General features: G+C 62.1%; 28 protein-coding genes. 11 read left to right on the forward strand and 17 right to left on the reverse strand.

What is annotated here, in order from left to right:
- The first annotated feature begins 43 nt into the window (after positions 1–43).
- A complete protein-coding gene (xth, locus tag ACIGGE_RS02960) occupies positions 44–835 on the forward strand; it encodes an exodeoxyribonuclease III (protein ID WP_397489385.1) in 792 nt (263 codons plus the stop codon).
- Entirely contained in the window at positions 784–1,890 is a 1,107-nt protein-coding gene (gene ribA, locus ACIGGE_RS02965) for a GTP cyclohydrolase II (RefSeq protein ID WP_397489921.1), read from the forward strand. The genes xth and ribA overlap by 52 nt, the downstream gene beginning before the upstream one ends.
- A 22-nt stretch (positions 1,891–1,912) precedes the next feature.
- Here ribA and ACIGGE_RS02970 read toward each other — a convergent pair whose 3' ends face one another.
- From ACIGGE_RS02970 to recQ, 5 genes are all read right to left on the reverse strand, one after another.
- Positions 1,913–2,929: a right-handed parallel beta-helix repeat-containing protein gene (locus ACIGGE_RS02970; RefSeq protein WP_234003178.1), complete on the reverse strand. Its 1,017-nt coding sequence runs from the start codon at positions 2,927–2,929 to the stop codon at positions 1,913–1,915.
- A 31-nt stretch (positions 2,930–2,960) separates the two neighbouring features.
- A complete protein-coding gene (locus ACIGGE_RS02975; RefSeq protein ID WP_397489386.1) occupies positions 2,961–3,218 on the reverse strand; it encodes a hypothetical protein in 258 nt (85 codons plus the stop codon).
- Between the two features lies 1 nt (position 3,219).
- Positions 3,220–3,411 carry a toxin-antitoxin system HicB family antitoxin gene (locus ACIGGE_RS02980; RefSeq protein WP_196847124.1) on the reverse strand — a complete coding sequence of 64 codons (192 nt, stop codon included), beginning with the start codon at positions 3,409–3,411 and terminating at the stop codon, positions 3,220–3,222.
- Positions 3,412–3,433: 22 nt separating this feature from the next.
- Positions 3,434–4,348, reverse strand: a complete 915-nt coding sequence (locus tag ACIGGE_RS02985) for an SPFH domain-containing protein (protein WP_234003177.1) — start codon at positions 4,346–4,348, stop codon at positions 3,434–3,436.
- Between the two features lie 73 nt (positions 4,349–4,421).
- Positions 4,422–6,191, reverse strand: a complete 1,770-nt coding sequence (gene recQ / locus ACIGGE_RS02990; RefSeq protein ID WP_397489387.1) for a DNA helicase RecQ — start codon at positions 6,189–6,191, stop codon at positions 4,422–4,424.
- A gap of 117 nt (positions 6,192–6,308) precedes the next feature.
- On the opposite strand from recQ, the gene ACIGGE_RS02995 reads away from it, so the two are divergent.
- The 6 genes from ACIGGE_RS02995 to ACIGGE_RS03020 all read left to right on the forward strand — a co-directional run bounded on the left by ACIGGE_RS02995 (position 6,309) and on the right by ACIGGE_RS03020 (position 11,456).
- Positions 6,309–6,596: a hypothetical protein gene (locus ACIGGE_RS02995; RefSeq protein WP_103023984.1), complete on the forward strand. Its 288-nt coding sequence runs from the start codon at positions 6,309–6,311 to the stop codon at positions 6,594–6,596.
- A 92-nt stretch (positions 6,597–6,688) separates the two neighbouring features.
- Positions 6,689–6,955 carry a hypothetical protein gene (locus ACIGGE_RS03000; protein ID WP_196847126.1) on the forward strand — a complete coding sequence of 89 codons (267 nt, stop codon included), beginning with the start codon at positions 6,689–6,691 and terminating at the stop codon, positions 6,953–6,955.
- The gene (locus ACIGGE_RS03005; RefSeq protein ID WP_397489388.1) at positions 6,952–8,136 is read left to right on the forward strand and encodes an acyl-CoA dehydrogenase family protein; all 1,185 of its coding nucleotides are present in this window, start codon (positions 6,952–6,954) and stop codon (positions 8,134–8,136) included. The genes ACIGGE_RS03000 and ACIGGE_RS03005 overlap by 4 nt, the downstream gene beginning before the upstream one ends.
- A 3-nt stretch (positions 8,137–8,139) precedes the next feature.
- Positions 8,140–9,366: a CoA transferase gene (locus tag ACIGGE_RS03010; protein ID WP_397489389.1), complete on the forward strand. Its 1,227-nt coding sequence runs from the start codon at positions 8,140–8,142 to the stop codon at positions 9,364–9,366.
- A gap of 3 nt (positions 9,367–9,369) precedes the next feature.
- Positions 9,370–10,602 (forward strand): acetyl-CoA C-acetyltransferase, encoded by a 1,233-nt coding sequence (locus tag ACIGGE_RS03015; protein ID WP_397489391.1) that lies wholly within the window; start codon positions 9,370–9,372, stop codon positions 10,600–10,602.
- Positions 10,599–11,456 carry a MaoC family dehydratase N-terminal domain-containing protein gene (locus tag ACIGGE_RS03020; protein WP_397489392.1) on the forward strand — a complete coding sequence of 286 codons (858 nt, stop codon included), beginning with the start codon at positions 10,599–10,601 and terminating at the stop codon, positions 11,454–11,456. Before ACIGGE_RS03015 ends, ACIGGE_RS03020 begins: the two co-directional genes overlap by 4 nt.
- Here the strand turns inward: ACIGGE_RS03020 and ppk2 are convergent.
- On the reverse strand, positions 11,453–12,223 hold the full coding sequence (gene ppk2, locus ACIGGE_RS03025; protein ID WP_397489393.1) for a polyphosphate kinase 2: 771 nt from the start codon (positions 12,221–12,223) through the stop codon (positions 11,453–11,455). The two genes, ACIGGE_RS03020 and ppk2, sit on opposite strands and share 4 nt — an antisense overlap.
- Positions 12,224–12,280: 57 nt before the next feature.
- Here ppk2 and phhA point away from each other — a divergent pair, with 57 nt between their 5' ends.
- Positions 12,281–13,219, forward strand: coding sequence for a phenylalanine 4-monooxygenase (phhA, locus tag ACIGGE_RS03030; protein WP_103023978.1), 939 nt, complete (start codon positions 12,281–12,283; stop codon positions 13,217–13,219).
- Between the two features lie 54 nt (positions 13,220–13,273).
- Here phhA and ACIGGE_RS03035 read toward each other — a convergent pair whose 3' ends face one another.
- The 5 genes from ACIGGE_RS03035 to ACIGGE_RS03055 all read right to left on the reverse strand — a co-directional run bounded on the left by ACIGGE_RS03035 (position 13,274) and on the right by ACIGGE_RS03055 (position 18,980).
- Entirely contained in the window at positions 13,274–13,534 is a 261-nt protein-coding gene (locus ACIGGE_RS03035; RefSeq protein ID WP_103023977.1) for a hypothetical protein, read from the reverse strand.
- A 210-nt stretch (positions 13,535–13,744) separates the two neighbouring features.
- The gene (locus ACIGGE_RS03040; RefSeq protein WP_196847131.1) at positions 13,745–13,999 is read right to left on the reverse strand and encodes a GlsB/YeaQ/YmgE family stress response membrane protein; all 255 of its coding nucleotides are present in this window, start codon (positions 13,997–13,999) and stop codon (positions 13,745–13,747) included.
- Between the two features lie 112 nt (positions 14,000–14,111).
- Positions 14,112–14,927: an undecaprenyl-diphosphate phosphatase gene (locus ACIGGE_RS03045; protein WP_369828439.1), complete on the reverse strand. Its 816-nt coding sequence runs from the start codon at positions 14,925–14,927 to the stop codon at positions 14,112–14,114.
- An 80-nt stretch (positions 14,928–15,007) separates the two neighbouring features.
- The gene (locus ACIGGE_RS03050; RefSeq protein WP_397489394.1) at positions 15,008–17,131 is read right to left on the reverse strand and encodes a M13 family metallopeptidase; all 2,124 of its coding nucleotides are present in this window, start codon (positions 17,129–17,131) and stop codon (positions 15,008–15,010) included.
- A 121-nt stretch (positions 17,132–17,252) separates the two neighbouring features.
- Positions 17,253–18,980 (reverse strand): ABC transporter transmembrane domain-containing protein, encoded by a 1,728-nt coding sequence (locus ACIGGE_RS03055; RefSeq protein WP_397489922.1) that lies wholly within the window; start codon positions 18,978–18,980, stop codon positions 17,253–17,255.
- 265 nt (positions 18,981–19,245) lie between these two features.
- Here ACIGGE_RS03055 and ACIGGE_RS03060 point away from each other — a divergent pair, with 265 nt between their 5' ends.
- Positions 19,246–20,484: a polyhydroxyalkanoate depolymerase gene (locus ACIGGE_RS03060; RefSeq protein WP_397489395.1), complete on the forward strand. Its 1,239-nt coding sequence runs from the start codon at positions 19,246–19,248 to the stop codon at positions 20,482–20,484.
- 6 nt (positions 20,485–20,490) lie between these two features.
- Here ACIGGE_RS03060 and ACIGGE_RS03065 read toward each other — a convergent pair whose 3' ends face one another.
- The 6 genes from ACIGGE_RS03065 to ACIGGE_RS03090 all read right to left on the reverse strand — a co-directional run bounded on the left by ACIGGE_RS03065 (position 20,491) and on the right by ACIGGE_RS03090 (position 25,452).
- Entirely contained in the window at positions 20,491–21,093 is a 603-nt protein-coding gene (locus ACIGGE_RS03065; RefSeq protein ID WP_397489396.1) for a DUF4126 domain-containing protein, read from the reverse strand.
- Positions 21,094–21,131: 38 nt separating this feature from the next.
- Entirely contained in the window at positions 21,132–22,085 is a 954-nt protein-coding gene (locus ACIGGE_RS03070) for a DUF5996 family protein (RefSeq protein WP_397489397.1), read from the reverse strand.
- Positions 22,086–22,097: 12 nt separating this feature from the next.
- On the reverse strand, positions 22,098–23,276 hold the full coding sequence (locus tag ACIGGE_RS03075; protein WP_397489398.1) for an acetyl-CoA C-acyltransferase: 1,179 nt from the start codon (positions 23,274–23,276) through the stop codon (positions 22,098–22,100).
- 56 nt (positions 23,277–23,332) lie between these two features.
- Entirely contained in the window at positions 23,333–23,782 is a 450-nt protein-coding gene (locus ACIGGE_RS03080) for a MaoC family dehydratase (protein ID WP_103023968.1), read from the reverse strand.
- 109 nt (positions 23,783–23,891) lie between these two features.
- Positions 23,892–25,274, reverse strand: a complete 1,383-nt coding sequence (locus ACIGGE_RS03085; RefSeq protein ID WP_397489399.1) for a DUF5935 domain-containing protein — start codon at positions 25,272–25,274, stop codon at positions 23,892–23,894.
- Positions 25,267–25,452 carry a hypothetical protein gene (locus tag ACIGGE_RS03090; RefSeq protein WP_397489400.1) on the reverse strand — a complete coding sequence of 62 codons (186 nt, stop codon included), beginning with the start codon at positions 25,450–25,452 and terminating at the stop codon, positions 25,267–25,269. The genes ACIGGE_RS03085 and ACIGGE_RS03090 overlap by 8 nt, the downstream gene beginning before the upstream one ends.
- Before the next feature lie 79 nt (positions 25,453–25,531).
- On the opposite strand from ACIGGE_RS03090, the gene ACIGGE_RS03095 reads away from it, so the two are divergent.
- Entirely contained in the window at positions 25,532–26,749 is a 1,218-nt protein-coding gene (locus tag ACIGGE_RS03095) for a TIGR04063 family PEP-CTERM/XrtA system glycosyltransferase (protein WP_397489402.1), read from the forward strand.
- The last annotated feature ends 25 nt before the right edge of the window (positions 26,750–26,774 follow it).

Here is a 26,774-nt window from a genome sequence, read left to right on the forward strand (position 1 = left end):
GTGACGCTTGCGGGAAAAGGGGCGCTCGCCTACCTCGCTGCGCATGGTCACTGTTGCTACTTGGAACATCAATTCGGTTCGTCTGCGGATGCCGATCGTCGCGCGCTTCATCGAGGAGAAGGCGCCCGACGTCCTGTGCCTGCAGGAGATCAAGTGTCAGGAACACCAGTTCCCCTACGAAGCCTTTCGCGCGTTGGGGTACGAACATTTCGCGGTGCACGGCCAGAAAGGCTATCACGGCGTGGCGACCGTATCGAAGACGCCGCTCAGGGAATTTTCCCGTTACGACTGGCAGGACAATGGCGAAGCGCGTCATGTCGGGGTGGAGCTGCCCGAACATCAGGGCATGATCGTGGAAAACGTCTACGTGCCTGCCGGCGGCGACGAGCCCGACCGGGAGGTAAACCACAAGTTCGGCCAGAAGCTCGACTTTCTCGAACGCATGACCCGCTGGGCCGACGCGATCGACCGGCCCACGCTGATCGTCGGCGATTTCAACATCGCCCCGCTCGAAAGCGATGTGTGGAACCACAAGCAATTGCTCAAGGTGGTCAGTCATACGCCGGTCGAGGTCGAAAGCCTGCAACGCTTCATGGACGCGCACGGCTGGTCCGATATCGGCCGTGAACACATCAAGGCGCCCGATCGCTATTACAGCTGGTGGAGCTATCGCTCGAAAGACTGGAAGACGAACGATCGCGGGCGCCGGCTCGACCATATGTGGGCGAGCCCCGAACTGGCGAAACAGGCTGTCGGCCACTCGGTCCACGAATATGCCCGCGACTGGGAAAAACCGTCCGACCACGTTCCGCTGGTGACGGAGTTCGCGCTCTGAGCGCAGGCTCGCCTTCGCGCCGCGCTGCGCAGGCCGTCGATGCGCTGCGCCATGGCTGGCCGCTGGCGATCGAGGGCGCACCGCTGTTGCAGCCCGTCGAAACCGCCTTTGGCGAAATGACGGGCGAGGCGATGCTGATCTCCGCCACGCGTGCGACCACGCTGAAGCTGGCCAACCAGCGCGAAGCGGCGGCACCACGCCAGCCGGTGCTGATGCGCGGGGCGCAGGCCTTCGATCTGCCGGCGGCCCTTGCCGTCGCCGATCCCGCGCTCGACATGCAGAACCCGCTTAAGGGTCCGTTCAAGGCCCTCCCGCTCGGCTGGGAAACGCAGGCCAGGGCGGCGCTGGAACTGGCCCGCATGGCCGGCGTGCTTCCCGCCTTCCTGGTCGATCCGCAGGGCGCGGGTGAAGCCGTATCGCTTTCGGCTGGCGATGTGGCCGCATTCGCCGATGCATCCCGCCTGCAGATCGCGACGCGGGCCCGCCTGCCGGTGGCTGCGGCGGAAGATGCGCGCATCGTCGCGTTTCGCAGTCCCGACGACACGCGCGAGCATGTCGCACTCGTCATCGGCGAACAGTCGGCGGACCGCACGCCGCTGGTGCGCCTGCATTCCGAATGCCTGACGGGCGACATTCTCGGCAGTCTCAAATGCGATTGCGGCCCGCAGCTAGATGCGGCCCTGCATGCCATGGCCGCAGAAGCCGGCAGGGGCGGCTGGGGCGTGCTGCTGTACATGCGTCAGGAAGGGCGCGGCATCGGCATCATCAACAAGCTGCGTGCCTATCGGCTCCAGGACCAGGGCTTCGATACGGTCGATGCCAACACGCGGCTGGGCCTGCCGGACGAAGCGCGCGATTTTCCCACTGCGGCCCGCATGCTCGATCTGCTGGGGATCGACACGATCCGCCTGATGACGAACAATCCGGCCAAGGTCCGCGCGCTCGAGGCAGAGGGCGTCCATGTCGCAGAGCGCGTGCCGCATGCCCTGCCGGACAATCCGCACAATACCGATTACCTCGCCACCAAGCGCGACCGGTCGGGACATCTCCTCTGACCAGCGGCGCGGGCGCGCAGTATCAGCGTTTCTCGAACGCCCTGATGCCGCTGCCGAGCTGGTTGTCCCTCATGACGATATCGTCGCCCGTCCAGTCCGCCACGAAGGCCGGGTTGCGCGACAGGCCCGGCACCAGCCGCGCTTCGTTGCCCGCAATGACGAGACCGTTCGAACTGTAATTCGCGCCTTCCGCGCCCACGGCGATCATGGTCGACCAGTTTTCCTTGTCGCGCCCCTGCACGAACCAGTTGCCGCGGATCGAACCGGTGCCGCCATTGGGCAGGTCGATGAGATAGTTGGTCGCGCGGCCCTGCGAATCGTCGAAGCTGGAATCTTCCACCACGGTGCGCGATGCGCGCGATTTGAGATAGTGGCCGCCCGTGCCCTGTTCGAACCGGCTGCGGGTCACCGTGACCGTGCCGTAATCGCCGGCATAGATCGAATGCGCACATCCGGCCGAATTCTCGCATGTGCCGAGGCGGGTGAAGGTCGATTTGTCGACCACCAGTTCGCTGTCGACGCCGTTCGCGGTGAGGATGCCCTGCTGGCTGTCGCGGAACCAGCTTTGCGAAACGCGCAGCGGGCCTTGCTCCAGCCGGATACCGGCACCATTGCCGTCGTCCACCGCCAGATCGGCGAAGACCAGGCCGTCGACGGTCGCCCCGCGGCCGCGCAGGACCAGCGCCGCCTTGCCTTCGCAGGCCTGCCCGCCCAGCAGGGCCTTGCCCGCTTCGGCGGCACGGAAATGGACCACGCCTTCGCTCTGTACCGCGCATTCGCTCCAGTTGCCGGGGGCGATGATCACGGTGCCTTCGCGGTCGCCGATCGCGTCGACCGCTTCCTGCAGCGATCCGTATCCGCGGCCCGTTTCGAGCACGGTAAAACTGCTCGCGCCGCCGCCCTGGGCAAGCAGGGCAGCAAGCGGAATTGCCCCCACCGCGGCAACGCCGACTGCGGCCAGGAGCCAGCGTGGCAGACGCGAAGCGGGCGAGACAAAGGGAGACATCATCGTCCCGACATAGGATTTGATGGTTAACATCGAGATAAGTTACCCCCCTTAGGTAACGGCGTCACTCGTCGCCGCCCCACCGCCAGCGCCATCCGCCGCGGGTCTTGATCGCGCTTGCATAGATCAGCGCGGCGGTTGCGGGAACTATCAATGCAAGGCCCGCGATCAGGCCCACGTCCTCGTCCCATGCGGCCAGCCCGATGCCGGTCGGCACGGCCAGAAACCATGCCCCCAGCACGGCCCAGCCCTGCCAGGCGATGGGCAGGCCTGCGCCATACCCATACCGCTTCTGCGCGAACCAGGGTCTGCCTTCGTCCATGTCAGTCCTCCTTCGCCGGACGTCCGCGCCTCGGCGCCTTGCTGACGCCGACATCGATGCCGCGCTTCTCCAGCGCTTCGCGCAGCAGCATCTCGATCTGGGCATTCGCGCTGCGCAGTTCGGCCGCGGCCAAGCGCTCGACCGCGGCATGGACTGCCGGGTCGAGACGCAGGGCAAAGGCCTTCTTCTTCATGACAGCGTTCCGCCCGGTCCGCCTACTGGTACAGCGTGCCCGCGTTCACCACGGGATGCGCTTCCTTTTCGCCGCACAGCACGACCATGAGGTTGCTGACCATGGCGGCGCGGCGTTCATCGTCCATCTCGACGATATTGTCCTGCGACAGCTTGATCAGGGCATCTTCCACCATGCCCACCGCGCCCAGCACGATCTTGGCCCGCGCGGCGATGATCGCATCGGCCTGCTGGCGTTTCAGCATGGCGCTGGCGATTTCGCTGGCATAGGCAAGATGCGTAAGCCCCGCCTCGTCCACCAGTATGCCGGCGACTTTCAGCCGGTCGTTCAGCTCCTCCAGCAGTTCGCGGTTGATGACATCGGCGCTGCCGCGCAAGGTGACTTCCTCGTTTTCGAAATCGTCATAGGGATGGCGCGAACCGACCGTGCGCAGTCCCGCCTCGATCTGGATGTTCACGAATTCCTTGTAATCGTCGACGTCGAAACTCGCCTGCGCGGTATCGGCCACCCGCCACACCACGTTGCAGGCGATCTCGATGGGATTGCCGCGCAGATCGTTGATCTTCACCCGTTCGGAATGGATGTTGTGCGCGCGAACGGACATCTTGTTCTTCATCATCCAGGGCCACACCCAGCGCAGCCCTTCGCGCCGTTCGGTCCCGCGATATTCGCCGAACAGGGTAATCACGGTCGCCTGGTTGGGCTGGATCATGAAGAACCCGGCTGCCAGAAATGCCAGCACCAGCAGCGGGAAGATGATCAGCCCGACAAAGGTCAGCTTCACGGCCTTGGCCGCACCGTCCGGCGGGATGTTCCCCGCCACGTTCCAGACAACCAGCACCAGCAGGGCCAGAATGAACAGCAGCATGGGATAGCCGCTGAAGCTCGACCCCGCTCGCTCGGTGCTCGTATTCATCCCCTTGAATTCCACCGACATGACGAATCACTCCTTCGATATAATTATGATATCATATTTATATCAGCCGATGAATTCCGTCAATCGGATCCCGTCAATGGCGCTCGATTGCGCGCAGAAAGCGGTCGCCATAGGCTTCCAGCTTCTTGGCGCCGATGCCCGGCAACCGGCCAAGCTGGTCGAGCGTGGTCGGTCGTGCCGCCGCCATCTCGCGCAAGGTTGAATCGTGGAAGATGACATAGGGCGGCACCTGTGCGTCCTCGGCCAGTTCCTTGCGCAGGGCGCGCAGGGCCTCGAACAGGGGATCCCCGACCGGGTTGGGCGTCATGTCGCCGCGTCGCCCGCGCCTGCGCTTGGGCGGGACCACGATCTGTACCGCGCTTTCCCCCTTCAGGATGGCGCGGGCCGATCCGCCCAGCGCCAGTCCGCCATGCTCGTTGGCCACCAGGTCGCCGCGCGCCTGCAAGGCCCGGGACAGCGGCTGCAGCATCACGGCTTCTGCCGGTTCGACGATGCCGAACACGCTCAGCCGGTCGTGCCCGCGCTGGCGCACCCGCTCGTCCTCGCTTCCGGTCAGTACCTTCTGCAGATGCCCCATGCCGAAGCTCTGCCCGGTGCGATAGACCGCCGACAGCAGCTTGCGCGCCAGTTCGGTCGCATCGGTGACATCGGGCTGCTCCAGGCAATTGTCGCAATTGCCGCAGCTTGCCGGCGGGTGTTCGCCGAAATGCCGCAGCAGCACGGCCCTGCGGCATTCGGCCGTCTCCACCAGTCCCGCCAGCGCGTCGAGCCGCGTCCGCTCTGCCGCTCGGCGCGTCTCGTCCACCTCGGCCAGCCGCTGGCGTGCGGTGGCGAAATCCCCCGCCCCCCAGAACATCACCGCCTGACTGGGATCGCCGTCGCGGCCGGCACGGCCCGTTTCCTGGTAATAGCCTTCGATGGACTTGGGCACGCCGACATGGGCGACGAAGCGCACATCCGGTTTGTCGATCCCCATGCCGAAGGCGACCGTGGCCACGATCACCATGTCCTCGCTGGCAACGAAGGCGCTCTGGTTCGCCGCGCGCACCTGCGCATCCAGCCCTGCGTGATAGGGCCGCACGGCCCGCCCGGTCGCCGCTGCCAGCTTGTCCGCCAGATCCTCGACCTTGCGCCGGGTCTGGGCATAGACGATCCCCGGCCCCGGCTCGCTTTCCATCAGATTGGTCAGCTGCCGCACCGGATTGTCGCGATGGCGGATCGCATAACGGATATTGGGCCGGTCGAACCCCGCCAGCACCAGCCCGTCCTCCGCTATGCCGAGCTGCGCCATGACATCGGCGCGCGTCTGGCGATCCGCCGTCGCGGTCAGCGCCAAACGCGGCACCTGCGGAAAAGCGTCGATCAGGCCGCGCAGCATCCGGTAATCGGGACGGAAATCGTGGCCCCATTCGGATACGCAGTGGGCCTCGTCGATCGCGAACAGGCACAGCGGCGCAGAACTCAGGAATTCGCGAAAGGCCGGCTGGCTCGCCCGTTCCGGCGCGACGTACAGAAGATCCAGCTCGCCGGCCCGGAAGGCATCCTGCGTTTCGCGCCAGTCGGCATCGGCGCTGGTCAGCGTGGCCGCGCGGATGCCATTGGCGCGCGCGCTGCGAAGCTGGTCGTGCATCAGCGCGATCAGCGGGCTGATCACCACGCAGGTACCCGGCAGCATCACGGCGGGCAGCTGGTAGGTCAGCGATTTGCCCGCGCCGGTCGGCATCACCGCCAGCGTCGATGCGCCAGCCAGGATGCGCGTGACGACATCTTCCTGCCGACCGCGAAATTCGTCGAAGCCGAAGACATCTTTCAAGGATTGATATGCGCCTGCGATCCCGCTCATCGGGGCCTGATGGCAGACGCGGGAGCAAGCGCAACCGCTGGCGGGCAATTTTCCCCTTGCCCCGCATGCCGCGCTTGCGCTTTACCGCCAGCCAGATTCCACGAAGGAGACTTTATCATGAAATTCCGTATCGCCCTGACGGCTGCCGCAACCATCGCCCTTGCTGCCTGCGGCAGCACCGAAGATGCCTCGACCGAAGTCGAAGCCGACACCGTCGAAATGCCCGCCGACGAAGCTCTGACCGGGATCGAGGAAACGCCGGTTGCCGATCCGGCCGCCAATACCGAACCCGCGCCGCAGGTGACCTCGCCCAGCGAAGAAGTCCAGATCCAGGAAGCTGGTGACAGCGCAGCCGATACCGCTGCCGCAGCCATGGATGCCATGTCCGAAGACTCCAGCAACTGATCGGCATGCGGGCGGGCCAACCGGCTCGCCCGCGTCCAGCCGCGCCGTAGCGTCCTTTGCGCGGCGTTCGATAGCGCCTAGCTTCCGCGCCAATGAAACGACTCGTCCCCCTTCTTGCCGCGCTGTCTGCGCTGTCCGCCTGTTCGGGCTACGATGATGACCAGCCGGTCGAAGCGGTCTCGCAAAGCGAAGCCGAAGCGCTCGACGACGCTGCCGAAATGATCGAACAGCGGCGCCTGCCGGACGACGCGGTCCCCGCTGCAGGCGACGGGACACTCGCTGCCGACGCAGAAGATGCCATGCCCGCTGGCGCGGATACGCGCGCAACCGGCGGTCCGGAAAATGGAGCTACCGAATGACCGACACCGTCAATCCCGGCATGGATGCCGACATCTTCGACCAGTTCCTCGAACAGCTCGAACGCTACGTTCGCGAACGGCTGCTCCCGGCAGAAAAGCAGGTCATCGCCGATGACCGCATTCCCGATGAAATCATCACCGAAATGAAGGATATGGGCCTGTTCGGCCTCACCGTGCCGGAAGAATATGGCGGCGCGGGCCTGAACTGCACCCAATATGCCAAGGTCGTGAAGACCATGGCCTATGCCGCGCCTGCCTACCGGTCGATCTTCTCGATCAATGTCGGCATGTTCAATTCGGCGATCAAGAACGGCGGGACCGATGCGCAGAAGGCCGAATGGTGGCCCCGGATCGCCAATGGCGCGATTGCCTGCTTCGGCCTGACCGAACCCGGTTCCGGCAGCGACAGCGCCGCCATGGCGACCACCGCCCGGCCCGATCCCGATGGCAATGGCTGGATCCTCAACGGCACCAAGCGGTACATCACCAATGCGCCGCATGCCGATGTCGGCCTGATCATGGCCCGCACGGAAAAGGACGCGCTGCCCAAGAACGCGCATGTCTCCGCCTTCATCGTGTCCATGGACACGCCCGGCGTGTCGACCGGCAGCCCGGATCACAAGATGGGTCAGGCCGGCAGCCATATCTCCGATGTCATGCTCGACGATGTGCATGTGCCGGGCGATGCGCTGCTGGGCGGCGAGACCGGGCAGGGCTTCCGCTTTGCCATGATGAGCCTCGACAATGGCCGCATCTCGGTCGGCGCGGCCAGCACGGGCTACGCCCGCCGCGCGCTCGACAGCGCGATCAAATATGCCAGCGAGCGTCAGGCCTTCGGCGAACCGATCGCCAATTTCCAGCTGATCCAGCAGATGCTCAGCGAAAGCTGGACCGAAATCTACGCCGCCGAAGCGATGATGGCCGACGTCACGGCGCGGGTCGACCGGGGCGAAAACACGGTCAAGCATGCCGCCGCCTTCAAGGTCTTCGCCTCCGAAATGTGCGGCCGCGTGGTCGACCGCGTGGTGCAGGTCTATGGCGGGGCCGGCTATCTCGCCGAATATGATGCGGAACGCTTCTTCCGCGATGCCCGCATCTACCGCATCTACGAAGGTACGACGCAGATTCTCCAGCTGCAGATCGCCAAGCACATGCTGCGCGATTACGCCGCTGGCCTTTAGGGAATGTACGACCTTCTATCGGGTCTGAGCATCATCGAGGCGTCGAGCTTCGTCGCCTCGCCGACGGCGGGTCTGTACTGCGCGCAGATGGGGGCGGAAGTCATCCGCGTCGATCACAAGGCGGGCGGGCTCGATTACGATCGCTACATGCTGACGAAGGAAGGCCGTTCGCTCAGCTGGGAAAATCTCAACCGGGCGAAGAAATCCGTCGCGCTCGACCTGCGCAGCGGCGAAGGGCGGGAATTGCTGGTCGAACTGTCGGTGAAGACTGGCAATCTGATCACCAACCTGCCGGAAAAGAGCTTCCTTTCGCATGGCGCCATCGCTGCCAGGCGTCCGGATCTGGTCAGCGTGCGCATCATAGGCTGGCACGATGGCCGGCAGGCGATGGACTTCACCGTCAACGCCGCCAGCGGCTACCCGCTCATGTGCGGCCCGGAAGACTGGGACCCGGCCACCGCGCCGCCGGTCAACCAGGTGCTACCCGCCTGGGACTTCGTCACCGGCGCCTATTGCGCTTTCGCTCTGCTCGCGGGCCTGCGCCACCGCGACGCGAGCGGCGAGGGCAGCGAAATCCGCGTGCCGCTCGGCGATGTCGCCATCGGCACCATGGCCAATAGCGGCGCCATGGCCGAAATGCTCTATCGCGGCGGCGACCGCGAACGGCTCGGCAATGCCATCTGGGGCGCTTTCGGGCGCGATTTCCGCAGCCGCGATGGCGTGCGCTTCATGGTCGCCGCGTTGACGGCCAAGCAATGGGACGGCCTCGTCGCCGCTTTCGATCTCACCGATGAGATCGCCGAACTCGAAAACGAACTGAACGTGCGCTTCGCCGACGGTGATCGGCCGCGTTTCGAACACCGGCACCGACTGTTCGAGCTGTTCGGCACCCGCAGTCAAACGTATGATTGGCATGCGTTGTCGGACCGTCTGACGCAGCACGGTACCACGTTCGAGCGCTATCGTACCATGCACGAAGCCGCCAACGATGCGGAACTGGTGACGGAAAATCCTCTTTTCGGCCCCTCGCCGGCCAACCCCAGCGGCTTCGAATACCCCGCAACCCGCAGTTTCGCCAACATCCCCACCCTCGATGCAGGATTGCCCCGGGCCGCTCCCTACTTGGGCCAGCACACCGAGGAAGTCCTGGCCGACCGCCTCGGCCTCGCCTCCGGCGCCATCGGCGATCTCGTCGACCGGGGCATCGCCCGCCTTTCTGACAAGGACTGACCCATGACGACTAACCGCCGCGTAGCCATCTGCAAGCCGCTCAGAACCCCAGTCGGGCGCTTTCTCGGCACTCTTGCCCCGCTCGAGGCCGGGCAGCTTGGCGCCATCATCATCAAGGCTTTGGTGGAACGCAGCGGGATCGATCCTACGCGCGTCGACGATGTCGTCTTTAGCCAAGGCTATGGCAGCGGCGAAGCGCCGGCCATCGGCCACTGGAGCTGGCTGGCGGCAGGCTATTCGGAAGAAGTCCCCGGCTTCCAGCTGGACCGCCGCTGCGGGTCGGGCCTGCAGGCCGTCGCAACGGCCGCCATGATGGTGCAGACCGGCGTCGCCGATTGCGTGCTGGCCGGCGGTGTCGAAAGCATGTCGAATGTCGAACATTACACGACCAAGGCCCGTCACGGCTCCCGCCTCGGCGACCTGCAACTGTGGGATCGCCTGACCCGCGGCCGCCTGATGAGCCAGCCGATCGAACGGTACGGCGTCATCACCGGCATGATCGAAACGGCGGAAAACCTCGCCAAGGATTACGGCATTACGCGCGAAGAAGCCGATGCCTTCGCTGCGCGCAGCCATCAGAACGCCGCCCGCGCATGGGACGAAGGCAAGTTCGATGACCAGTTGGTCCCGGTGGAAATCCCGCAGCGCAAGGGCGATCCGCTCGTCTTCGCCAGGGACGAGGGCTTCCGCTCCGACGCAACCATCGAAACGCTCGGGGCCCTGCGCGCCATCGATGTGAAGCGCGACCCGGATGCCATCGTGACGGCCGGCAACGCCAGCCAGCAGAACGATGCGGCGGCGGCCTGCCTCGTCGTCGCCGAAGACAAGGTCGAGGAACTAGGCCTCGAGCCCATTCTCTGGTTCCACTCGTGGAGCGCGGCCGGCTGCGATCCCAGCCGCATGGGTATCGGGCCGGTCCCGGCTGTCGAACGGCTGTTCGCGAGGAACGGTCTCGGCTGGGACGATATCGATCTGATTGAGCTCAACGAGGCATTTGCCCCTCAGGCGCTCGCCGTGATGAAGGGCTGGGGCTTCAGCGAAGACGACAGCCGACGCGAGATCGTCAACGTCAATGGCTCCGGCATATCGCTTGGCCATCCGATCGGCGCGACCGGCATCCGCATCCTCGCGGACATGGCGCACGAGATGCAACGCCGCGAAGCCCGCTATGGGCTTGAAACCATGTGCATCGGTGGGGGTCAGGGCATGGCTGCGGTATTCGAGCGCGCTGCATGACGACTGAGTGGTCGGACTGGATCGGGCGCGAGCAGCGCAGTGCCGACCAGCTCGACCCGCCGCTTGCCGCGCGCTGGTGCGCAACCTTCGACCGCGATGCCCCCCCGGGCGATGCGATGCCGCAGGGCATTCACCTCTGCCTGTGCACGCCCGAGGCGCGAACAGGCCAACTTGGCGCGGACGGTCACCCTTCGCGCGAGGACAGTCCGGCCAGCTTCCTCCCGCCAGTGCCTTTGCCAAGGCGCATGTGGGCATCGAGTGCCATCCGGTTTCACGCCCCCATATCCATAGGCTCGGCCATAGATCGCGTGAGCCGCGTGGTTTCCATCGAAGCCAAGTCCGGAAGCCGGGGCGATCTGGTTTTCGTCGACATCGACCACGAGACCGGCGCCGACGGGCAACTGGCAGTGACCGAACGGCAAACGCTCGTCTACCTGGATGCGCAGGATAGCGCGGCGCCTCTGGTTCCACCGGAGCCGACAGGCGAAATCTTCGATCCTTCCGCATGGGAGGCTCACCACATCGCCACTCCCGACGAGCGGCTGCTGTTCCGTTTTTCCGCCCTCACCTTCAACACCCATCGCATCCATTACGACGCACCCTATGCGCGCGATGTAGAGCGCTATCGTGGATTGGTCGTCCACGGGCCGCTGATTGCGAGCTTGCTGCTGCAATTTGCTGCAGGAAGTTTCGCCGAGAACCGTCTGGCGAGCTTCTCCTTTCGTGGCGTCAGCCCCGCAATAGTGGGCGAGCCCCTGCATCTCGTCATGCGGGGTAGGGGAGAGGCAATCGAAATGGGTGGTTTCGCAACCGACGGGCGTGAGGTGACGAAAGCTTCTGCCAGCCTGGTTTAGTTCACCGGATAGTCTGCGATAGGTTGAAGCACCGTGTAACGTTCCGCCAGCGGTTCGTGCCCGAGTTCGGGCAGTTCTATATCTTCGGGCGGCACATTCGTATCGGGAAGCCGATCGAGCAGATCGCGCACCAGCGTCAACCGACCACGCTTCTGATCGTTGAAATCCACCAATGTCCACGGGGCCCACTCCGTATGCGTGGCGGACAGCATGGCTTCGCGCGCTTCGGTATAGGCCTCGTACCTGTCCCGTGCTGCCAAGTCGACTGGAGACAGCTTCCAGCGCTTTAACGGATCATCGAGCCGTTCTCGCAGCCGCTCCTCCTGCCGGGCCTGATCGGTCGTCAGCCAATATTTGAACAACAGTATTCCATCATCGACCAACTGCTTTTCGAATATTGGCGCCTGTGAAAGGAAAGCGCCGACCTGCCTTTCCTCGGCATAGCCCATCACCTTTTCCACCCCGGCCCGGTTGTACCAGCTGCGGTCGAACAGAACGATTTCTCCGGCACTGGGAAGATGTTCGACATAACGCTGAAAATACCACTGGGTCTGCTGCGTATCCGTTGGCTTCGGCAGCGCTACGATGTGGCACTGGCGGGGGTTCAGTGGTTCGGACACGGCGCGGATGGCGCCGCCCTTCCCTGCGGTATCCCGCCCTTCGAACAGGACCACGATCCGCTGACCCGTCGCGCGCGCCCAGCGTGCCATCCCGACAAGTTCGGCCTTCATCGGCGCCAACTCGGCTTCGTAATCGCTCTTTTTCATGGTTTTCCCGCGCCGGATTTGAATGGTGAACGCAATGCTAGTATCAACAGCAACAATATGGCTACATTCGAAGAAACCGAACAGGACTTTAGCCGGCTACCCGACCTTCCGGCAGAGGTATTCACCGCACCGTTGAAGAAGCCGGATCATGTCGGCGACGACTGGCTCGAGCCCCAGCAGACGCAGTACGATAGCGATGACGATGCAATCTGGAACGATCTGTTCGAGCGCCAGATGGGCGTGTTGCCGGGGCGGGCAGCGAGCGCTTTCATGGCCGGGCTACAGAAGCTCAATCTCAATCGCGGCGGTGTGCCGGAATTCGGCAAGCTTTCGGAAGACCTGACCGCCTTGACCGGGTGGAGCGTCGTTCCGGTGCCGATGCTCATCCCTGATCATGTGTTCTTCTGGCATCTGGCCAACCGCCGGTTTCCTGCGGGTAATTTCATCCGCACGCGCGAAACCTTCGATTACATCCAGGAGCCCGACGTCTTCCACGACGTATTCGGGCATGTCCCGATGCTGACCGATCCGGTCTATGCCGACTATATGCAGGAATATGGCCGCGCGGGTTGGAAAGCCATGCGGCACAATCGCCTCAAGGCACTGGGCTCGCTTTACTGGTACACGGTGGAATTCGGGCTGATCGAGGAGAAAGACGGCATCAAGGCTTATGGCGCCGGCATTCTGTCGGGCCCGACCGAGGTGGTCTACGCAATCGAGGCGGAAAGCCCCAACCGCATCATGCTGAATGTGGATCGTGTGATGCGCACCGATTATGTCATCAGCGATTTGCAGCCGACATATTTCGTCATCGAAAGCTTCGAGGATCTTTACCGCCAGACAGTAGAGCGCGATTTCGACAAGCTCTATCGGAACCTGGGGCCCGGTTTCACCTACGCCAATACGGCGGTGATCGACGTCGACTACGTGGTAAACCGGGGCACTTTGGAATATACTCTGCGCGGCGGTCGTGGGTCCGGCGCAAAGCCTGTTTAAAAGAAAACGGCCCCGGATCGCTCCGGGGCCGTTCTCGTTAGAATAACTCAGAGCTTACATGCCCTGGGCATCATCCATGGCTTCGCCCTGCTCTTCCATGGCATCTGCCTTATCTTCTGCCTGGTCGGTGATAGCGTCCGACTGTGCGTCGCTGATCGTACCAGCGTCTTCCATGGCATCAACACGTTCGTTGACGGCTTCTGCCTGCTGTTCGCCGGCATCTTCCATGGCGTTTTCGTTCGGGCCGTCGCAAGCGGCGAGGCCGAGGCTAAGAGCGGCAGCCGAAACGACGAGCGAAGCTTTGGTGAATTTCATGTGTATTCCCCTTGACCTTGTATCGCGCCGCAATGGCGACGCCGTGTTAACGCCGTAAACGAAATGCGGCGAGAATGTGATGAACGGGCCGGACAGATGCGAGTTCCCGTCTTTTTCCATTCACGGTCGAACGTATTGAGCAAAGCAAGAAAAGCGCCTCGGCAAAAGACCGGGACGCGTCGGGAAACCCCAAGATATCGGGGGACCGGTTTAGCTGTAAGCGCGCTGTCGTACGAGATTGAACAGCCCGATGGCGACAACCGATCCAAGCACGGCCCACAGTAGGGCTGTCCCACTTACCGTGCCGAAAATCGCCCCGTTTCCGGCGATAAGACCGGTTACCAGCGAGCCGAGCACGCCGATCAGTGCATTGGCCAAAATGCCGCGACCATCCTCGATACGAAGAATGATTGTTGCCAACCATCCCAGAAGAGCGCCCACGACAATCAGGATCAACAAACCCATCGGTGCCTACTTACATTTGCGTTTCATACGAATTGGAAAAACGCGCAGGCGGGCAAAGGTTCCGCCAAATCTGCCGAATGGAAACATTGGTGCCGCAATATTGCAACACCTGCTACACGAGGCCGAGCCACAGCAGCGCCGCTGTGCCCGCAACAATCCGGTACCAGCCAAAGGGCGTGAAACCGTTCCGGCTGACGAAAGCGACGAAGGCTCGGATCACGAAGAGCGCGACGATAAAGCTCACGACGAAGCCGATCGCGATTTCGTCCCAGCCCACGCGCGTCGCACCGGCCATCAACTGGTCGTATTTGGTCGCCATTTCCAAGGTGGTCGCCCCAACCATAGTTGGCACGGCGAGGAAGAATGAAAACTCCGCTGCGGTCTTGCGGTTGATGCCCATGGCCAGCGCGCCCATGATGGTTGCGCCCGAACGACTGACGCCCGGCACCATGGCCAGACACTGGGCGAAACCGACCGCCAGAACCTTTGTCAAAGACAGATCGGCAACACCCTGACCGTCCTCACGCGGTTTGGCGAGCCGTTCGATCACGATGATGGCGATACCGCCAGCGATCAGCGCCCAGGGGACGATGCCGGGATTGCCGAGCATGGCCTCGAAATTTTCGTAAAGCGTGAAGCCGATAACGGCGCTGGGCAGAAAGCCGAGCAGAATGTTGCGGGCGAACATGAGACCTTCCCGCTCGCGCCGCAGAACGCCCATCCCAGCAGACCAGAACGTGCCCCAATACTGATACACCACCGCCAGAATGGCACCGAGCTGGATCACCACATTGAACATCGCCCATTCGCTCGGATCGGCGCCCGACAATTCGGTAGCGAGAATGAGATGTCCGGTCGAGGATACCGGGATGAATTCGGTCAGTCCTTCGACGATGCCGAGGAAGATCGCGGTGAGATAATCGTTCATGCGCATGCGTCCATGAAGAAAGGGCGGAGCAAGTCAAGCGACCCGCTCCGCCCCATGGCAGATTACCGGCAAACCGGGCTTTACCAGATACGGACGCGCTCTTCCGGCGGAAGGTAGAGTTCATCATCCGGCGTCACGCCGAAAGCTTCGTACCATTCGTCCATATTGCGCACGACGCCGTTGACCCGGTATTCTTCGGGACTGTGCGGGTCGGTACGCAGACGCTGACGAGCGGCGTCCTCGCGCTGCTGCGAGCGCCAGACCTGCGCCCAGCCCAGGAAGAAGCGCTGATCGCCGGTGAGCCCGTCGATGACTTCGTCTTCCTGGCCGTTGAGCGATAGCTTGTAGGCGCGGTAGGCAAGGCTCAGTCCGCCAAGGTCGCCGATATTTTCGCCAAGCGTGAGCCGTCCGTTCACGCAGGTTTCGCCGTCATCGAGCGGGCAGAACTGGTCGTATTGCGCGACTACTGCGTTTCCGAGCTTGTCGAAAGCCTGGCGGTCAGCGTCGGTCCACCAGTTGCGAAGCATGCCGGTTGCGTCCGATTTGGAACCCTGATCGTCGAAGCCGTGGCCCATTTCGTGGCCGATTACAGCGCCGATGCCGCCGTAATTCACCGCATCATCGGCACTTATGCCGAAGAAGGGCTGCTGCAGGATGGCAGCGGGAAACACGATCTCGTTCTTGGTCGAGTTGTAATAGGCATTCACCGTCTGCGGCAGCATGAACCATTCGGTCCGGTCGATCGGCTGGCCGAGCTTGGAGACCATGTCCTGCCAGCCCCATTCGGCGGCCGCCATGCTGTTCGCAACCGGATTGCCGGCTGTGATAGCGAGATCCGGATAGGTCTCGAGATTATCGCGATAGCCGATCTTTGGATCGAAGCTGTCGAGCTTGGCCATAGCTTCGCGCTTGGTCGCATCGCTCATCCAGTCGATTTCATCGATGCTTTCGGCTAGCGCCTTGCGCAGATTGCTGACCAGGTCGATCATTGCGGCCTTGTTCTCTGCGGGGAAATAGCGTTCGACATAGGACTTGCCGACGAGTTCGCCGAGCATGCCTTCGGTAGCCGCGATCGAGCGCTTCCAACGCGGGCGCTGTTCGGGCGTGCCCTGCAGCAAAGTGCCGTAAAAAGCGAAATCGGCATCGTCGAACCGCTTGGGCAGGATCGCCGCGTTGTTTTCCAGCATCTCCTTGGCCGTCCACGCCTGCAATACATCGACAGGCGTATTCATGATGAGCGATGTCATCGCCGGAGTGCCTCCGCCGATCTTCGCCAGCGTCGCTTCGTCCAGCCCGAGTTCCGCCGCGCGTTCGGCGCTCGGCGGCATGTCGCTCACGATGAAACGATCGGTCTGCCCAAGACCCATCTTCTGCAGCATGGTCTCGAGCGGGAAGCCATTGGCGAGTTCGTCCACCTGGGCGTGTGTCAGAGCCGTGTAGGTGAGGTCCCGGTTGCGCCGCGTTGCACGGTCCCAGCTTACGGTGCGGGCGATGGTGTCTTCGAAATCATACACTTTCTGGGCCATGCCGGCAGCATCCGCATAGCCCGCTTCACCCAGCAGAAACGCCAGATATTCGCGATACTTGGCCTGGATGTTGCGGCCCTTCTCGCTGTCGTCGAGATAATAATCGCGATCCGGGAGACCCAGGCCACCCGACCCCAGATAGACAGAGTACCGGCTCGGTTCTTTCGCATCGACAGAAACATAACCGCCTAGGGGCGAAGCATAGCCAGGCGTTGCCCAGAGCGAGGCGAGCGCTGCCGGGGTTTCCGCGCCGTCAATCGCGTCCAGATAGGGCTTGATGTTGGTAAGACCCGCGGCCTCGATGCTGTTCGTATCGAGGTAGGCATTGTACGCATCGACAATGCGCTTCTCATCGGCCGAGAGAGTGGAAGCGTCTTTCTTAAGAAGCTCGTTTACCAGCGTCTGAACATCGCTCGTCGACTTTTCACGAAGCAGATTGAATGCGCCGAAACGGCTGAATTCCGCAGGGAGCGGATTGGCCTCGAGCCACTTCTGGTTCGCATAGGCGAAAAAGTCGTCGCCCGGCTCGATGTCCTGCGAGATATAGGCGGGATCGAAACCCCATTCGCCGAAGCTCATCGTGGGTAGGGGCGTATCGGTTTCGTCCTGTGCGGCAACAGGTGCGGCCAGCGTCAACGCAAGCGCACTCGCTCCAGCGGCAAGCATGGTACGGATCATTTCTGCATTCTCCCGAGATTCAATGCGACCGGCCCGAACGGGCCTCAGGCCTCGCGATCTAACACGTTTGGTCGTAGCGGCGAAGCGGTTCATCGGAGCGCACGGGCAGTCCGCAGAAGGATCAGGCGCTTTCGAGCCCGAATTGGAGCGAAGCCAGCCGCGCATAGAGACCGCCGTTCGAGGAAAGCTGCTGGTGCGTTCCCTGTTCGACGATCCGGCCATCTTCCATCACCACGATACGGTCTGCTGCACGAACAGTGGAAAGGCGATGCGCAATAACCAGCGTGGTGCGATCTTCCATCAGATGTTCCAGCGCATCCTGCACCAGGCGTTCGCTTTCCGCGTCCAGCGCGCTGGTCGCCTCATCAAGCAGCAGGATCGGCGCATCGCGCAGCAAAGCGCGGGCAATGGCTATGCGTTGACGCTGACCGCCAGACAGCTGAGTACCGCTTTCCCCGAGATAGGTATCTAGGCCCTGCGGAAGTTTCTGCAGGAAGCCGGACGCATTGGCAGCGCGCGCCGCTGCCCAGATATGTTCCTCGCTTGCGTCCCAATTTCCATAGCGCAGATTATCGCGTGCATTGGCGCTGAAGAGAACCCCTTCCTGGGGTACATAGGCGATACGACGCCGCACTTCGGCGGGGTCAGCGCCCGTTAGCGGAATTCCGTCGAGGCGGATGGATCCTGCCTGCGGATCGTAGAACCGCTCGGCCAGCTGAAAAATCGTCGACTTGCCTGCACCCGAAGGCCCGACGATGGCAACTGTCTCTCCTGGCTCAACTTCGAGACTGAAATCAGTGATTGCCGGAGCTTCCAGCCGTGTGGGGTAACGAAAAGTCACATTGCGGAAGGATAGCCCGCCCCGCGGGGGAACGGGTAGTTCCTGCGGACGGGCAGGAGCGGTAATCACAGGCTTTTCATCGAGCAATTCGGACAGGCGACTTGCCGCGCCCGCACCGCGTAACAAGTCCCCGTATACCTCGGTAAGCGCTCCGATGGCGCCGGCGACGAGGCCTGCCGTCAAGACGAAAGCCGCAATCGTCCCGCCTGTGATCGTTCCTTCGCTTACAGCCTGCGCGCCCCGCCAGACCAGCAGGGTAATTCCGCCGAACACCAGCAGGATGACGACAGCAGTCATGGCTGCGCGGATCATGACCCGGCGCCTCGCGACGGAGAAGGTACGCTCGACCGCCTCCTGGAACCGACCGTGCTCGCGGCCTTCCTGGTTGAAACCTTGAACGATCTTCATGGCCGAGAGCACTTCGGTGACCATCGCGCCGATATCGGCCACCCGATCCTGGCTGGTGCGCGACACCTTGCGCAGCCGCCGTCCGAATATGGTTATGGGAATAATGATTGCGGGGATGAGCAGGAGCAGCCCCATGGTGAGCCCCGGCACGAGCCAGAACAGATACGCCGTCCCGCCGATCGCCATGAGAAGATTACGAAGCGCAACCGATACGGTTGTGCCCACCACCTGCTCGATCAGCGTCGTATCGCTGGTCATCCGGCTGGAGATTTCTTTCGGACTGTTCTCTTCATAGAAACCCGGCGCCAGTCGCAGCAGATTTTCCTGCACACGCAGCCGAATGTCGGCGACAACGCGTTCACCCAGCCAGCTCACGAAATAGAACCGCATGGCCGTGCCAATCGCCAGGACGCCCACGATCATGAGAAGATACTGAAACCAGCGCGCCATGTTGCCCGGATCGGCACCATCGGCAAATCCGCGATCGATCACCAGCTTGAAGCCTGCCGGAATGGCGAGCGTCGCGGCGGCGGTAATGCACAGAGCAACCAGAGCCAACGCGACGTGCCCGGGATAATTGGCGCCGGCACGATAAACCATCCTCAAGGGGCGAAGAGAGCGTTCGCGCGGATTGTCCTTGGCCGCCCGCTTACGCGAAAAACGTCCGCGGCCCTCGGTTTCGGTATCGTCCTTGGATCCCATGGCATTCAGTTAGGTGGGCGGACGCGGAAAATCCACACTGCTGCATGCGCGAAGGCACAATTTGGTAATTTGTGCATTGCACAAGAGATGCCGGAAAGGCAGGATAGCTGTCTTTCGCCCGGTACGAGACAAGAAAAAAGGCCGGGTCAGCAGGGGATACGCATTGCTTTACCACGCCCATGAACTCCAGCGCAGCTGGCTCAATTCGGCCAGCACTTTCGCCTCGATCGGGGTGGAAATGCTGAACAATCCAGCCAATCCTTTGAATTACGTAGGCCCCATGGGCTACATGAATATCGGCCCTATCGCGGCGAGCGCACTCGAAGTGTTCGCGCATGCCACCGCCACTTATGGCAAGCCGGCATGGAACATCGAAGCCGTTGACGCGGGCGGCGAACCCCATCCGGTCATCGAATCAACGGTCGTCAACATGCCGTTCGGCGATCTGAAAGAGTTCTATCGCGAAGATTTGCCCGAAGATGCTCCGCGCCTTCTGGTAGTCGCGCCGATGAGCGGGCATTACGCTACTCTTCTACGCGGCACGGTCGAACGGATGCTGGAAAACTATCGCGTTTTCGTAACCGACTGGGCGGATGCCAAGACCGTTCCGCTGCACGAAGGCGAATTCGATCTGGATGATTACATCGATTACGTCATCGCCTATCTCGAACACATCGGGCCCGGCGCAAACGTAATGGCTGTGTGCCAGCCATCGGTACCGGTGTTCGCTGCGACTGCGATCATGAACGCCGACAAGCATCCCTGCACCCCCAAGACGCTGACCATGATGGGCGGGCCGATCGACACGCGGTGTTCACCGACCAGCGTCAACGATCTCGCCATGGAACGTCCGATCGAATGGTTCCGCCACAGCGTTATCGCCACAGTGCCGATGCAGTATCGCGGGGCCGGAAGACGCGTTTATCCCGGCTTCATGCAGCTTGCCGGGTTCATGAGCATGAACCTCGGCAATCACATGATGAGCCATTACGAGATGTTCAAACACCTCACCGTGGGCGACGACGAGAGCGCTCAGGCCACCAAGGATTTCTACGACGAGTATCGCAGCGTTTGCGACATGACCGCGGAATTCTATCTCCAGACGGTGGAGGAAGTGTTCCAGACGCATTCGCTCCCCAACGGGACTTTCGTCCATCGCGACAAACCCGTCGATCTTGCCGACATTACAGCGACCGCTCTGCTCGCGATCGAAGGCGAGCGTGACGATATTTCAGGTCTCGGCCAGACGAAGGCCGCGCTCGACCTGACGCCCAAATTGTCGGACAGGAAAAAGCGTTATTACATGGCGGAAGGCGCGGGCCATTACGGCATTTTCAACGGCAGCAAGTGGCGCGGGAAGATCGCTCCGGTGGTAGAGGAATTCATCGCCGCGCACGGCTGAGGCAGATCACGCTGGCGGCGGCGGTCTGCGCCGCGCCAGCACCTTGCCAATGGCCCGCCGGATAATCACGAGTAGCGTGATGGTCAGGGCCAGCAGGAACAGTGCAATCCCGCCGGCCAGCAGCGGGAATTCATAAGCGAGATACAAAAGTCCGACCGTCGCCACATCTTCCGCTGTCGATACGGTAACATTGCTGACTGGCTCGGGGCTGGCGTTGACCATTCCGCGGGCGCCGGCTTTACCTGCATGGGCAGCAAGGCTCGCGCCGCCACCCAGCAGAAAAGCGATAACCTGCGTACCGGGGTCGGACGGATCGATGATTGCCAGCGCCAGTAGCGCCCCGCCGATCGGCCGGACAATGGTGTGAACGGCATCCCAGGCAGTATCGAGCCACATCACCTTGTCGGCAAGGAATTCTACAATTGCCGCCAGCGCGGCAATGCACATAACCCATGGGTTCGCCAAGACGTCGAGACTGGCAAGATGCTCGGGCAAGGGTAGCGCATTCATCCGCATGGCAAGCCCCGTTGCAAAGATGCACAGATAGAGCCGCCATCCCGCCAGCAGGCTCACGCACCCCGCTATGCCGATGATCTCCATCACACCCATGATTACGAGGCTACGCCGCCAATGCCCTTTGGGACAAGTCAATCGGCGCGATGATGTGCCACATCATAAGGCTTTCCGTATGCACCGAATGGAATTTCCAGCGCTGCCCGGTCCCATTTCGCAAGCTCAGCCACTGCGGTATAACTCGTTTCGAGAAATTCCATCAGCATCGCGTCCGGATCATCCGACCCGCGCACGCGGGCATAGGGCAACACCCATTCACCAAGCTGTTCGTGCCAATAGGCGGCTTGCGGTCCCACCTTCGCGTTCTCCAGCCCTTCTGGCGAAGGATATCCGTACGCATAAAATGCAGCTTCCTCGACGCCCCCGCCGCCAAGCCAGAATCCGGCACTTGCTACTTCGTGGCTGTATGCCTCCCGCGTCACGTCGTCGGGAAGATTGGGAAACCCGCCTGGATGCACGGGCGCCTCCCGCCCGGAAAAACGAGTGACTGCCAGATCGAAGCTTCCCCAGAATAGGTGGCTGGGGCTGGATTTTCCGACAAAGCCGGTCCGGAATTGCTCGAAGACCCGGTTGGTGTCGGAAAAGGCGCGATGTATCTTCGCAATTGCTTGTTGGTTCCACACCCTGCAGCGCGTATCCTGCGCAAAGGGAACGGCGTCTTCGACTTCGTTCGGGGCTCCGGATATGTCGGTTTCCACTCCTGCATGACGAAGGAGTTGAGTCAGCTGCTCGTGGAAATCCGCAACGCTCTGGCCGGTAATTGCGAAGCTTTCGGCAAAGCCCGCCGATGTCTCGACCCCGACGGTCGAATGGTGGCAGTCCACCATTACCTCTGCTTCGCCATTCTGCGCGAAGACAGGGTAGCTTCGGAACCCGCGAGGGACCACGCGCAAGGCGAGATGCCAGCTGTGGTTGCACCAGGGCAAACTGCGCGTCGGCAGTTTGCCGATCACCTGAAGATAGGCATGTAAGCTTTCGATGACCGGGCGCTGGGCCGCGAAATCGAGTTCTGGCCAGCACTCGGTCATCGAAAATTCTCCTTAGAAGATCTCGAACAGGCCGGCTGCACCCATGCCGCCGCCGACGCACATGGTGACAACGCCGTATTTGGCGCCGCGACGCTTGCCTTCGAGCAACACATGCCCGGTGCAACGCGCACCGGTCATTCCATAGGGGTGGCCGATCGAGATGGAACCGCCATTGACGTTGAGCAGATCGCCCGGGATGCCGAGCTTGTCACGGCAGTAAAGCACCTGCACTGCAAACGCTTCGTTCAACTCCCAGATGCCGATATCGTCGACCTTGAGATCGAACCGCTCGAGCAGCTTGGGAATGGCGAAGACCGGGCCGATACCCATTTCATCGGGTTCCGTGCCCGCAACCGCCATGCCGACATAGCGGCCCAGCGGCGTCAGGCCTTTCTTTTCTGCAATCTTGGCTTCCATCAACACGCTGGCCGACGAACCGTCCGACAGCTGCGAAGCGTTGCCTGCCGTGATCGTGGTGCCTTCACCCATTACCGGCTTGAGCGCCTGCAGCCCTTCCAGCGTGGTCGAGGGGCGATTGCCTTCGTCCTTGGCGATGGTGATCTCGACGTCGGAGATCTCGCCCGTTTCCTTGTCCTGCACCTTGTGCGTAGTGGTGACGGGGACGATTTCATCGTCGAACAGGCCTGCTTCCTGTGCGGCGGCAGTGCGCTGCTGACTCGACAGCGCATATTCGTCCTGCGCCTCGCGGCTGATGCCATACCGCTGCGCGACCGTCTCGGCAGTCTGGAGCATGGGCATGTAGATTGCGCCATGCATCTGCATCAGTTCCGGATCCGGCATCACGCGCATTTCCTTGGTCTGGACGAGACTGATGCTCTCCTGACCACCGGCGGCGACCACGTCCATGCGGTCTGTGATGATCTGCTTTGCCGCCGTGGCGATGCTCATCAGGCCGCTTGAACACTGACGGTCGATGGTCATGCCGCTGGTGCCGATCGGGCAACCGGCGCGCAGAGCCACCTGGCGAGCAAGATTGCCGGCCTGCGTGCCCTGCTGGAGCGCGCTGCCCCACAATACGTCGTCGACTTCGCCGGGCTCGATGCCGGCGCGTTCGATTGCGGGCTTCAGCGAATAAGCGCCGAGCGTGGCCCCCTTGGTGTCGTTGAACCCGCCCTTGTACGCGCGGCCGATTGCGGTGCGGGCGGTGGAGACGATGACTGCGTCACGCATGGGTATTTCCTTGGATTGCTAAATGTACCTGATCCTCACCGGGGAGGAGGGGGGAATCAGACGAAAATCTGGGTGATCCACTCGCAGATCAGAGCCGGCTTTTCCTCACCCTCGATCTCCATGGTGATCTCGCTGGTCTGCTGCCACTGTCCGGGACGCTTTTCGATCATTTCCACCAGCTTCCAGTGGCCGCGAATGCGCTTGCCGCTGCGAACGGGCGAGATGAAGCGCGTTTTGTTACCGCCATAATTCACACCCATCTTCACGCCGTCGATCTTGGGCATGTCGGACTTGGCGCCGAGATAGGGGATCATCGACAATGTGAGGAAGCCATGCGCGATTGTCCCGCCAAAGGGCGTCATCTTGGCCTTTTCTTCATCGATGTGGATGAACTGGTGATCGCCGGTCGCATCGGCAAACTTGTTAATGCGGTCCTGACTCATTTCGACCCATTCGCTGGTGCCGATCTGCTGTCCAACCTTCTCTGCCAGTTCTTGCGGGCTCATACTCGCCTCTCCTCTACTCAGAACGCTTGGTTTCGCGCGACTCTACCGCACGATGCGGCGCGACTCATGGCGCATGCAAAGGGGGTGCGCAACCGCGCGAAGTGTGCCGTTACGGAATGGCGGGCTTGGCCGAAGCAGCCGCGCGACGAGCGTCACGGCGCGCCTTGTGCTCGGCTGCTTCACGCGCCGAATCGCGTTTTCGGCAATAGGTCCACAAAGCGATCTGCAAGCCGATGAGCATGAGGAACACCGGCTGATAGGCGATCCCCTGGAAGGTTGCACCGACAAGATAGACGATGTTGGAAAACTGCAACGCGCTTGCCAGCGGGCCCTGCCACTGTTCTGCAGGGTTTGTCCGGTCCCGCCACTTCCTGCGGATCCACTCCATTTGCAGGAGGCCCAGTGCATGCAGGCTGAGCCACATGATCAGACCCGGCCAACCCTGCTCCCCCAGCATTTCGAAGAAGGAGGAGTGATAGGCGCGCCCTGCATCCGTCACATCCTGTATTTCGGTGACCAGGGCACCGCCTTCCTCGCGCGTTACCGGCATGCGGTACGTGAACTTGTTACCGCGATAGGCGTCGAACCCGCCGCCCAGCGGATGTTCGGACACATAATCCAGCGTCCACATCCAGACCTGCATGCGGGTCGAAGCCGATTCGTCGGATTCGACAGATCCCAGCGTTGCCATGCGTTCGTAATAGCTGGCGGGAAGAAAGGGCAGCGCGGCAACCCCCAGCGCGCCGGCGGCCATTACATACATCAGCCGGTTCCTGACATCGCGCAGCATCAGGATGCCGAGCACGCCGATGCAGAGCAGGCCGGTCCTCGCTTCGGTGCCGATCGGAATCAGCAGGCAGGCGAAAATGAGCAGCCCGGCAAAGGTCCTCACGCGCCAGTCGGGCGGGAAGATCGTACCATGCCTGGTAAACCACAAAATGATCGGGATCAGCGCAATGGAAACCGTTGCCAGGGTCGAACTTTCGTAGATGTTCGAATTGTCATTCACGAACAGATAGAGATTTTCGTACCCGCCACCGCCGAGCGCCGTCTTCATGCCGGCCGAAATGATGATCGCCCCGGCGGTCAGCACCAGCACCAGCGCCGCAGCCTCGATCCGCAGGCGGGTTATCAGCGTGACCGGCAGAAAGATGGCAAAGACCAGCGCCTTCCATACCCAATCCCACTTCTCATGGGCCTCGATCGGGAAATCGGCCCATTGCAGGGTCATGAAGCAGTAGGCGAGCAATGCGCACATGATGCCCTGGCGCAGCGTAAACTTCGTGTCGGACTTGGGGTCCGCAAATGCCCATCCCGCAAACGCCAGCAAGAATGCGATCAGCGAGATCGGCAGCATCGGCGTTAGCGTCCACCCGATTTTCTGCGGCGCGAGAATATCGATATAGAGATAGGCCAGCACCCAGATGAACGGGCGCCTGAGACCGAGCAGGAACATGGCCATGACGGTCAGGAAAAGCGCTACATCAAGCATCGCCGCGCTTCTTGCATTGGCGGGTGCCACCCGGTCGCTTTTGCTTTGACTGCGCCTGGGGCTCGTCGATCACATCGCCCAATACCTCCTCTCGGTCGAGCTCTCTGCGCGCAAGTATGCGCAAAAGCGCAATGACGAGGAGCGCGTGGGCAAGGGCAAGGGCGAAATAATCGATCACGTGCAGGTCTTTCCAGTGCGCCTCTAATGCAATGCAGTTGACGCGTCATTAAGCGTGATGTGTCACAGGAACCGATCTTATGACCCGTGTTCTGCACATTCTCGACCATTCATTGCCGCTGCACAGCGGTTATACCTTTCGCACGCGCGCCATACTCAAGAGTTCGCAGAGCGCCGGGATCGAGGTTTGCGGTATCACGGGCAATCGCCACCTGGCCCAAGGGCCGCCGGTCGAAAACGTCGACGGGCTGACCTTCCATCGCACCGCAACGAAATTATCCAGCCCCCCGGTCATCCGTGAATGGCAGGAAATCGAAGCCTTGCGCGCAGGGATCGAACGCGTGGCGAAGGAATGGCGGCCCGATATCATCCATGCCCATTCGCCTGCCTTATGCGGGATGGCCGGCTTACGCGCGGCACACCGTCTGGGCATGCCTTTCGTTTACGAAATACGCGCTTTCTGGGAAGATGCGGCAGTCGGCAACGGAACCGGCAGCGAAGGCTCGATAAAATACCGCCTCACCCGCGCGCTGGAAAATCGCGTGGTCGCAAAGGCCGACGCCGTCTTCACTATCTGCAACGGCCTTCGTGACGATCTGGTCTCCCGCGGTCACGATGGCGATAAGATCGCGCTCTCGCCCAATGGGGTCGACCTTACGCTGTTCGGACATCCCCCGGCGCGCGACGAAACGCTTGCAGCCAGTATCGGGATCGGGTCCGGGCCGGTCATAGGCTTCATCGGCAGCTTCTACGATTACGAAGGGCTGGACGATCTCATCGCCGCCATGCCCGCGCTACGCAATCATCATCCGAACGCACAATTGCTGCTGGTCGGTGGCGGCCCGATGGATGCGGCACTGCGTGCGCAAGCTGCCGCCTCGGGTGTGGGCGAGGCTATCGTATTTACCGGCAGGGTCCCTCATGACGAGGTCGAACGGTATTATTCGCTGATCGATGTGCTGGCCTACCCACGCAAAAAATCGCGGCTTACCGATCTGGTCACCCCGCTGAAACCGCTGGAGGCGATGGCGCAGCAGCGGATCGTTGCCGCGAGCGATGTCGGCGGACATCGCGAACTGATCGAAGATGGCGTCAGCGGCCTCCTTTTTCCGCCCGACGACCCGCAGGCCATCGCGGCAGCCTTGGCTGGATTTGTCGACGCCAAGGAGCGCTGGCCCGCCATGCGCAAGGCCGGTCGCATGCATGTCGCTGCAAAGCACGACTGGAGCAGGAACATCGATCGTTATCGTGCCGTTTACCAAGAACTGCTAGGACGTGCCCCGTCCGCGGCCGCCTGAGCCGCCCATGGTGAGTTGAGACCGA

Origin of the sequence: Qipengyuania sp. NPDC077410 (assembly GCF_044543405.1) — a bacterium.
GTDB classification, from domain to species: domain Bacteria; phylum Pseudomonadota; class Alphaproteobacteria; order Sphingomonadales; family Sphingomonadaceae; genus Qipengyuania; species Qipengyuania pacifica.

Bases quoted from the DNA above. Each gene is read 5' to 3' on its own strand.
- ACIGGE_RS02980 (WP_196847124.1), bottom strand. From the start codon at position 3,411: ATGAAGAAGAAGGCCTTTGCCCTGCGTCTCGACCCGGCAGTCCATGCC.
- ACIGGE_RS03035 (WP_103023977.1), bottom strand. From the start codon at position 13,534: ATGAAATTCACCAAAGCTTCGCTCGTCGTTTCGGCTGCCGCTCTTAGC.
- ACIGGE_RS03085 (WP_397489399.1), bottom strand. From the start codon at position 25,274: ATGCTTGATGTAGCGCTTTTCCTGACCGTCATGGCCATGTTCCTGCTC.
- ACIGGE_RS03070 (WP_397489397.1), bottom strand. From the start codon at position 22,085: ATGACCGAGTGCTGGCCAGAACTCGATTTCGCGGCCCAGCGCCCGGTC.
- ACIGGE_RS03075 (WP_397489398.1), bottom strand. From the start codon at position 23,276: ATGCGTGACGCAGTCATCGTCTCCACCGCCCGCACCGCAATCGGCCGC.
- ACIGGE_RS03050 (WP_397489394.1), bottom strand. From the start codon at position 17,131: ATGATCCGTACCATGCTTGCCGCTGGAGCGAGTGCGCTTGCGTTGACG.
- ACIGGE_RS03045 (WP_369828439.1), bottom strand. From the start codon at position 14,927: ATGAACGATTATCTCACCGCGATCTTCCTCGGCATCGTCGAAGGACTG.
- ppk2 (WP_397489393.1), bottom strand. From the start codon at position 12,223: ATGAAAAAGAGCGATTACGAAGCCGAGTTGGCGCCGATGAAGGCCGAA.
- phhA (WP_103023978.1), top strand. From the start codon at position 12,281: ATGGCTACATTCGAAGAAACCGAACAGGACTTTAGCCGGCTACCCGAC.
- recQ (WP_397489387.1), bottom strand. From the start codon at position 6,191: ATGAGCGGGATCGCAGGCGCATATCAATCCTTGAAAGATGTCTTCGGC.
- ACIGGE_RS03015 (WP_397489391.1), top strand. From the start codon at position 9,370: ATGACGACTAACCGCCGCGTAGCCATCTGCAAGCCGCTCAGAACCCCA.
- ACIGGE_RS03055 (WP_397489922.1), bottom strand. From the start codon at position 18,980: ATGGTTTATCGTGCCGGCGCCAATTATCCCGGGCACGTCGCGTTGGCT.
- ACIGGE_RS03095 (WP_397489402.1), top strand. From the start codon at position 25,532: ATGACCCGTGTTCTGCACATTCTCGACCATTCATTGCCGCTGCACAGC.
- ACIGGE_RS03080 (WP_103023968.1), bottom strand. From the start codon at position 23,782: ATGAGCCCGCAAGAACTGGCAGAGAAGGTTGGACAGCAGATCGGCACC.
- ACIGGE_RS03000 (WP_196847126.1), top strand. From the start codon at position 6,689: ATGAAACGACTCGTCCCCCTTCTTGCCGCGCTGTCTGCGCTGTCCGCC.
- ACIGGE_RS03065 (WP_397489396.1), bottom strand. From the start codon at position 21,093: ATGGGTGTGATGGAGATCATCGGCATAGCGGGGTGCGTGAGCCTGCTG.
- ACIGGE_RS02975 (WP_397489386.1), bottom strand. From the start codon at position 3,218: ATGGACGAAGGCAGACCCTGGTTCGCGCAGAAGCGGTATGGGTATGGC.
- ACIGGE_RS03020 (WP_397489392.1), top strand. From the start codon at position 10,599: ATGACGACTGAGTGGTCGGACTGGATCGGGCGCGAGCAGCGCAGTGCC.
- ACIGGE_RS02985 (WP_234003177.1), bottom strand. From the start codon at position 4,348: ATGTCGGTGGAATTCAAGGGGATGAATACGAGCACCGAGCGAGCGGGG.
- ACIGGE_RS03010 (WP_397489389.1), top strand. From the start codon at position 8,140: ATGTACGACCTTCTATCGGGTCTGAGCATCATCGAGGCGTCGAGCTTC.
- ACIGGE_RS02995 (WP_103023984.1), top strand. From the start codon at position 6,309: ATGAAATTCCGTATCGCCCTGACGGCTGCCGCAACCATCGCCCTTGCT.
- ACIGGE_RS03040 (WP_196847131.1), bottom strand. From the start codon at position 13,999: ATGGGTTTGTTGATCCTGATTGTCGTGGGCGCTCTTCTGGGATGGTTG.
- ACIGGE_RS03005 (WP_397489388.1), top strand. From the start codon at position 6,952: ATGACCGACACCGTCAATCCCGGCATGGATGCCGACATCTTCGACCAG.
- ACIGGE_RS02970 (WP_234003178.1), bottom strand. From the start codon at position 2,929: ATGTTAACCATCAAATCCTATGTCGGGACGATGATGTCTCCCTTTGTC.
- xth (WP_397489385.1), top strand. From the start codon at position 44: ATGGTCACTGTTGCTACTTGGAACATCAATTCGGTTCGTCTGCGGATG.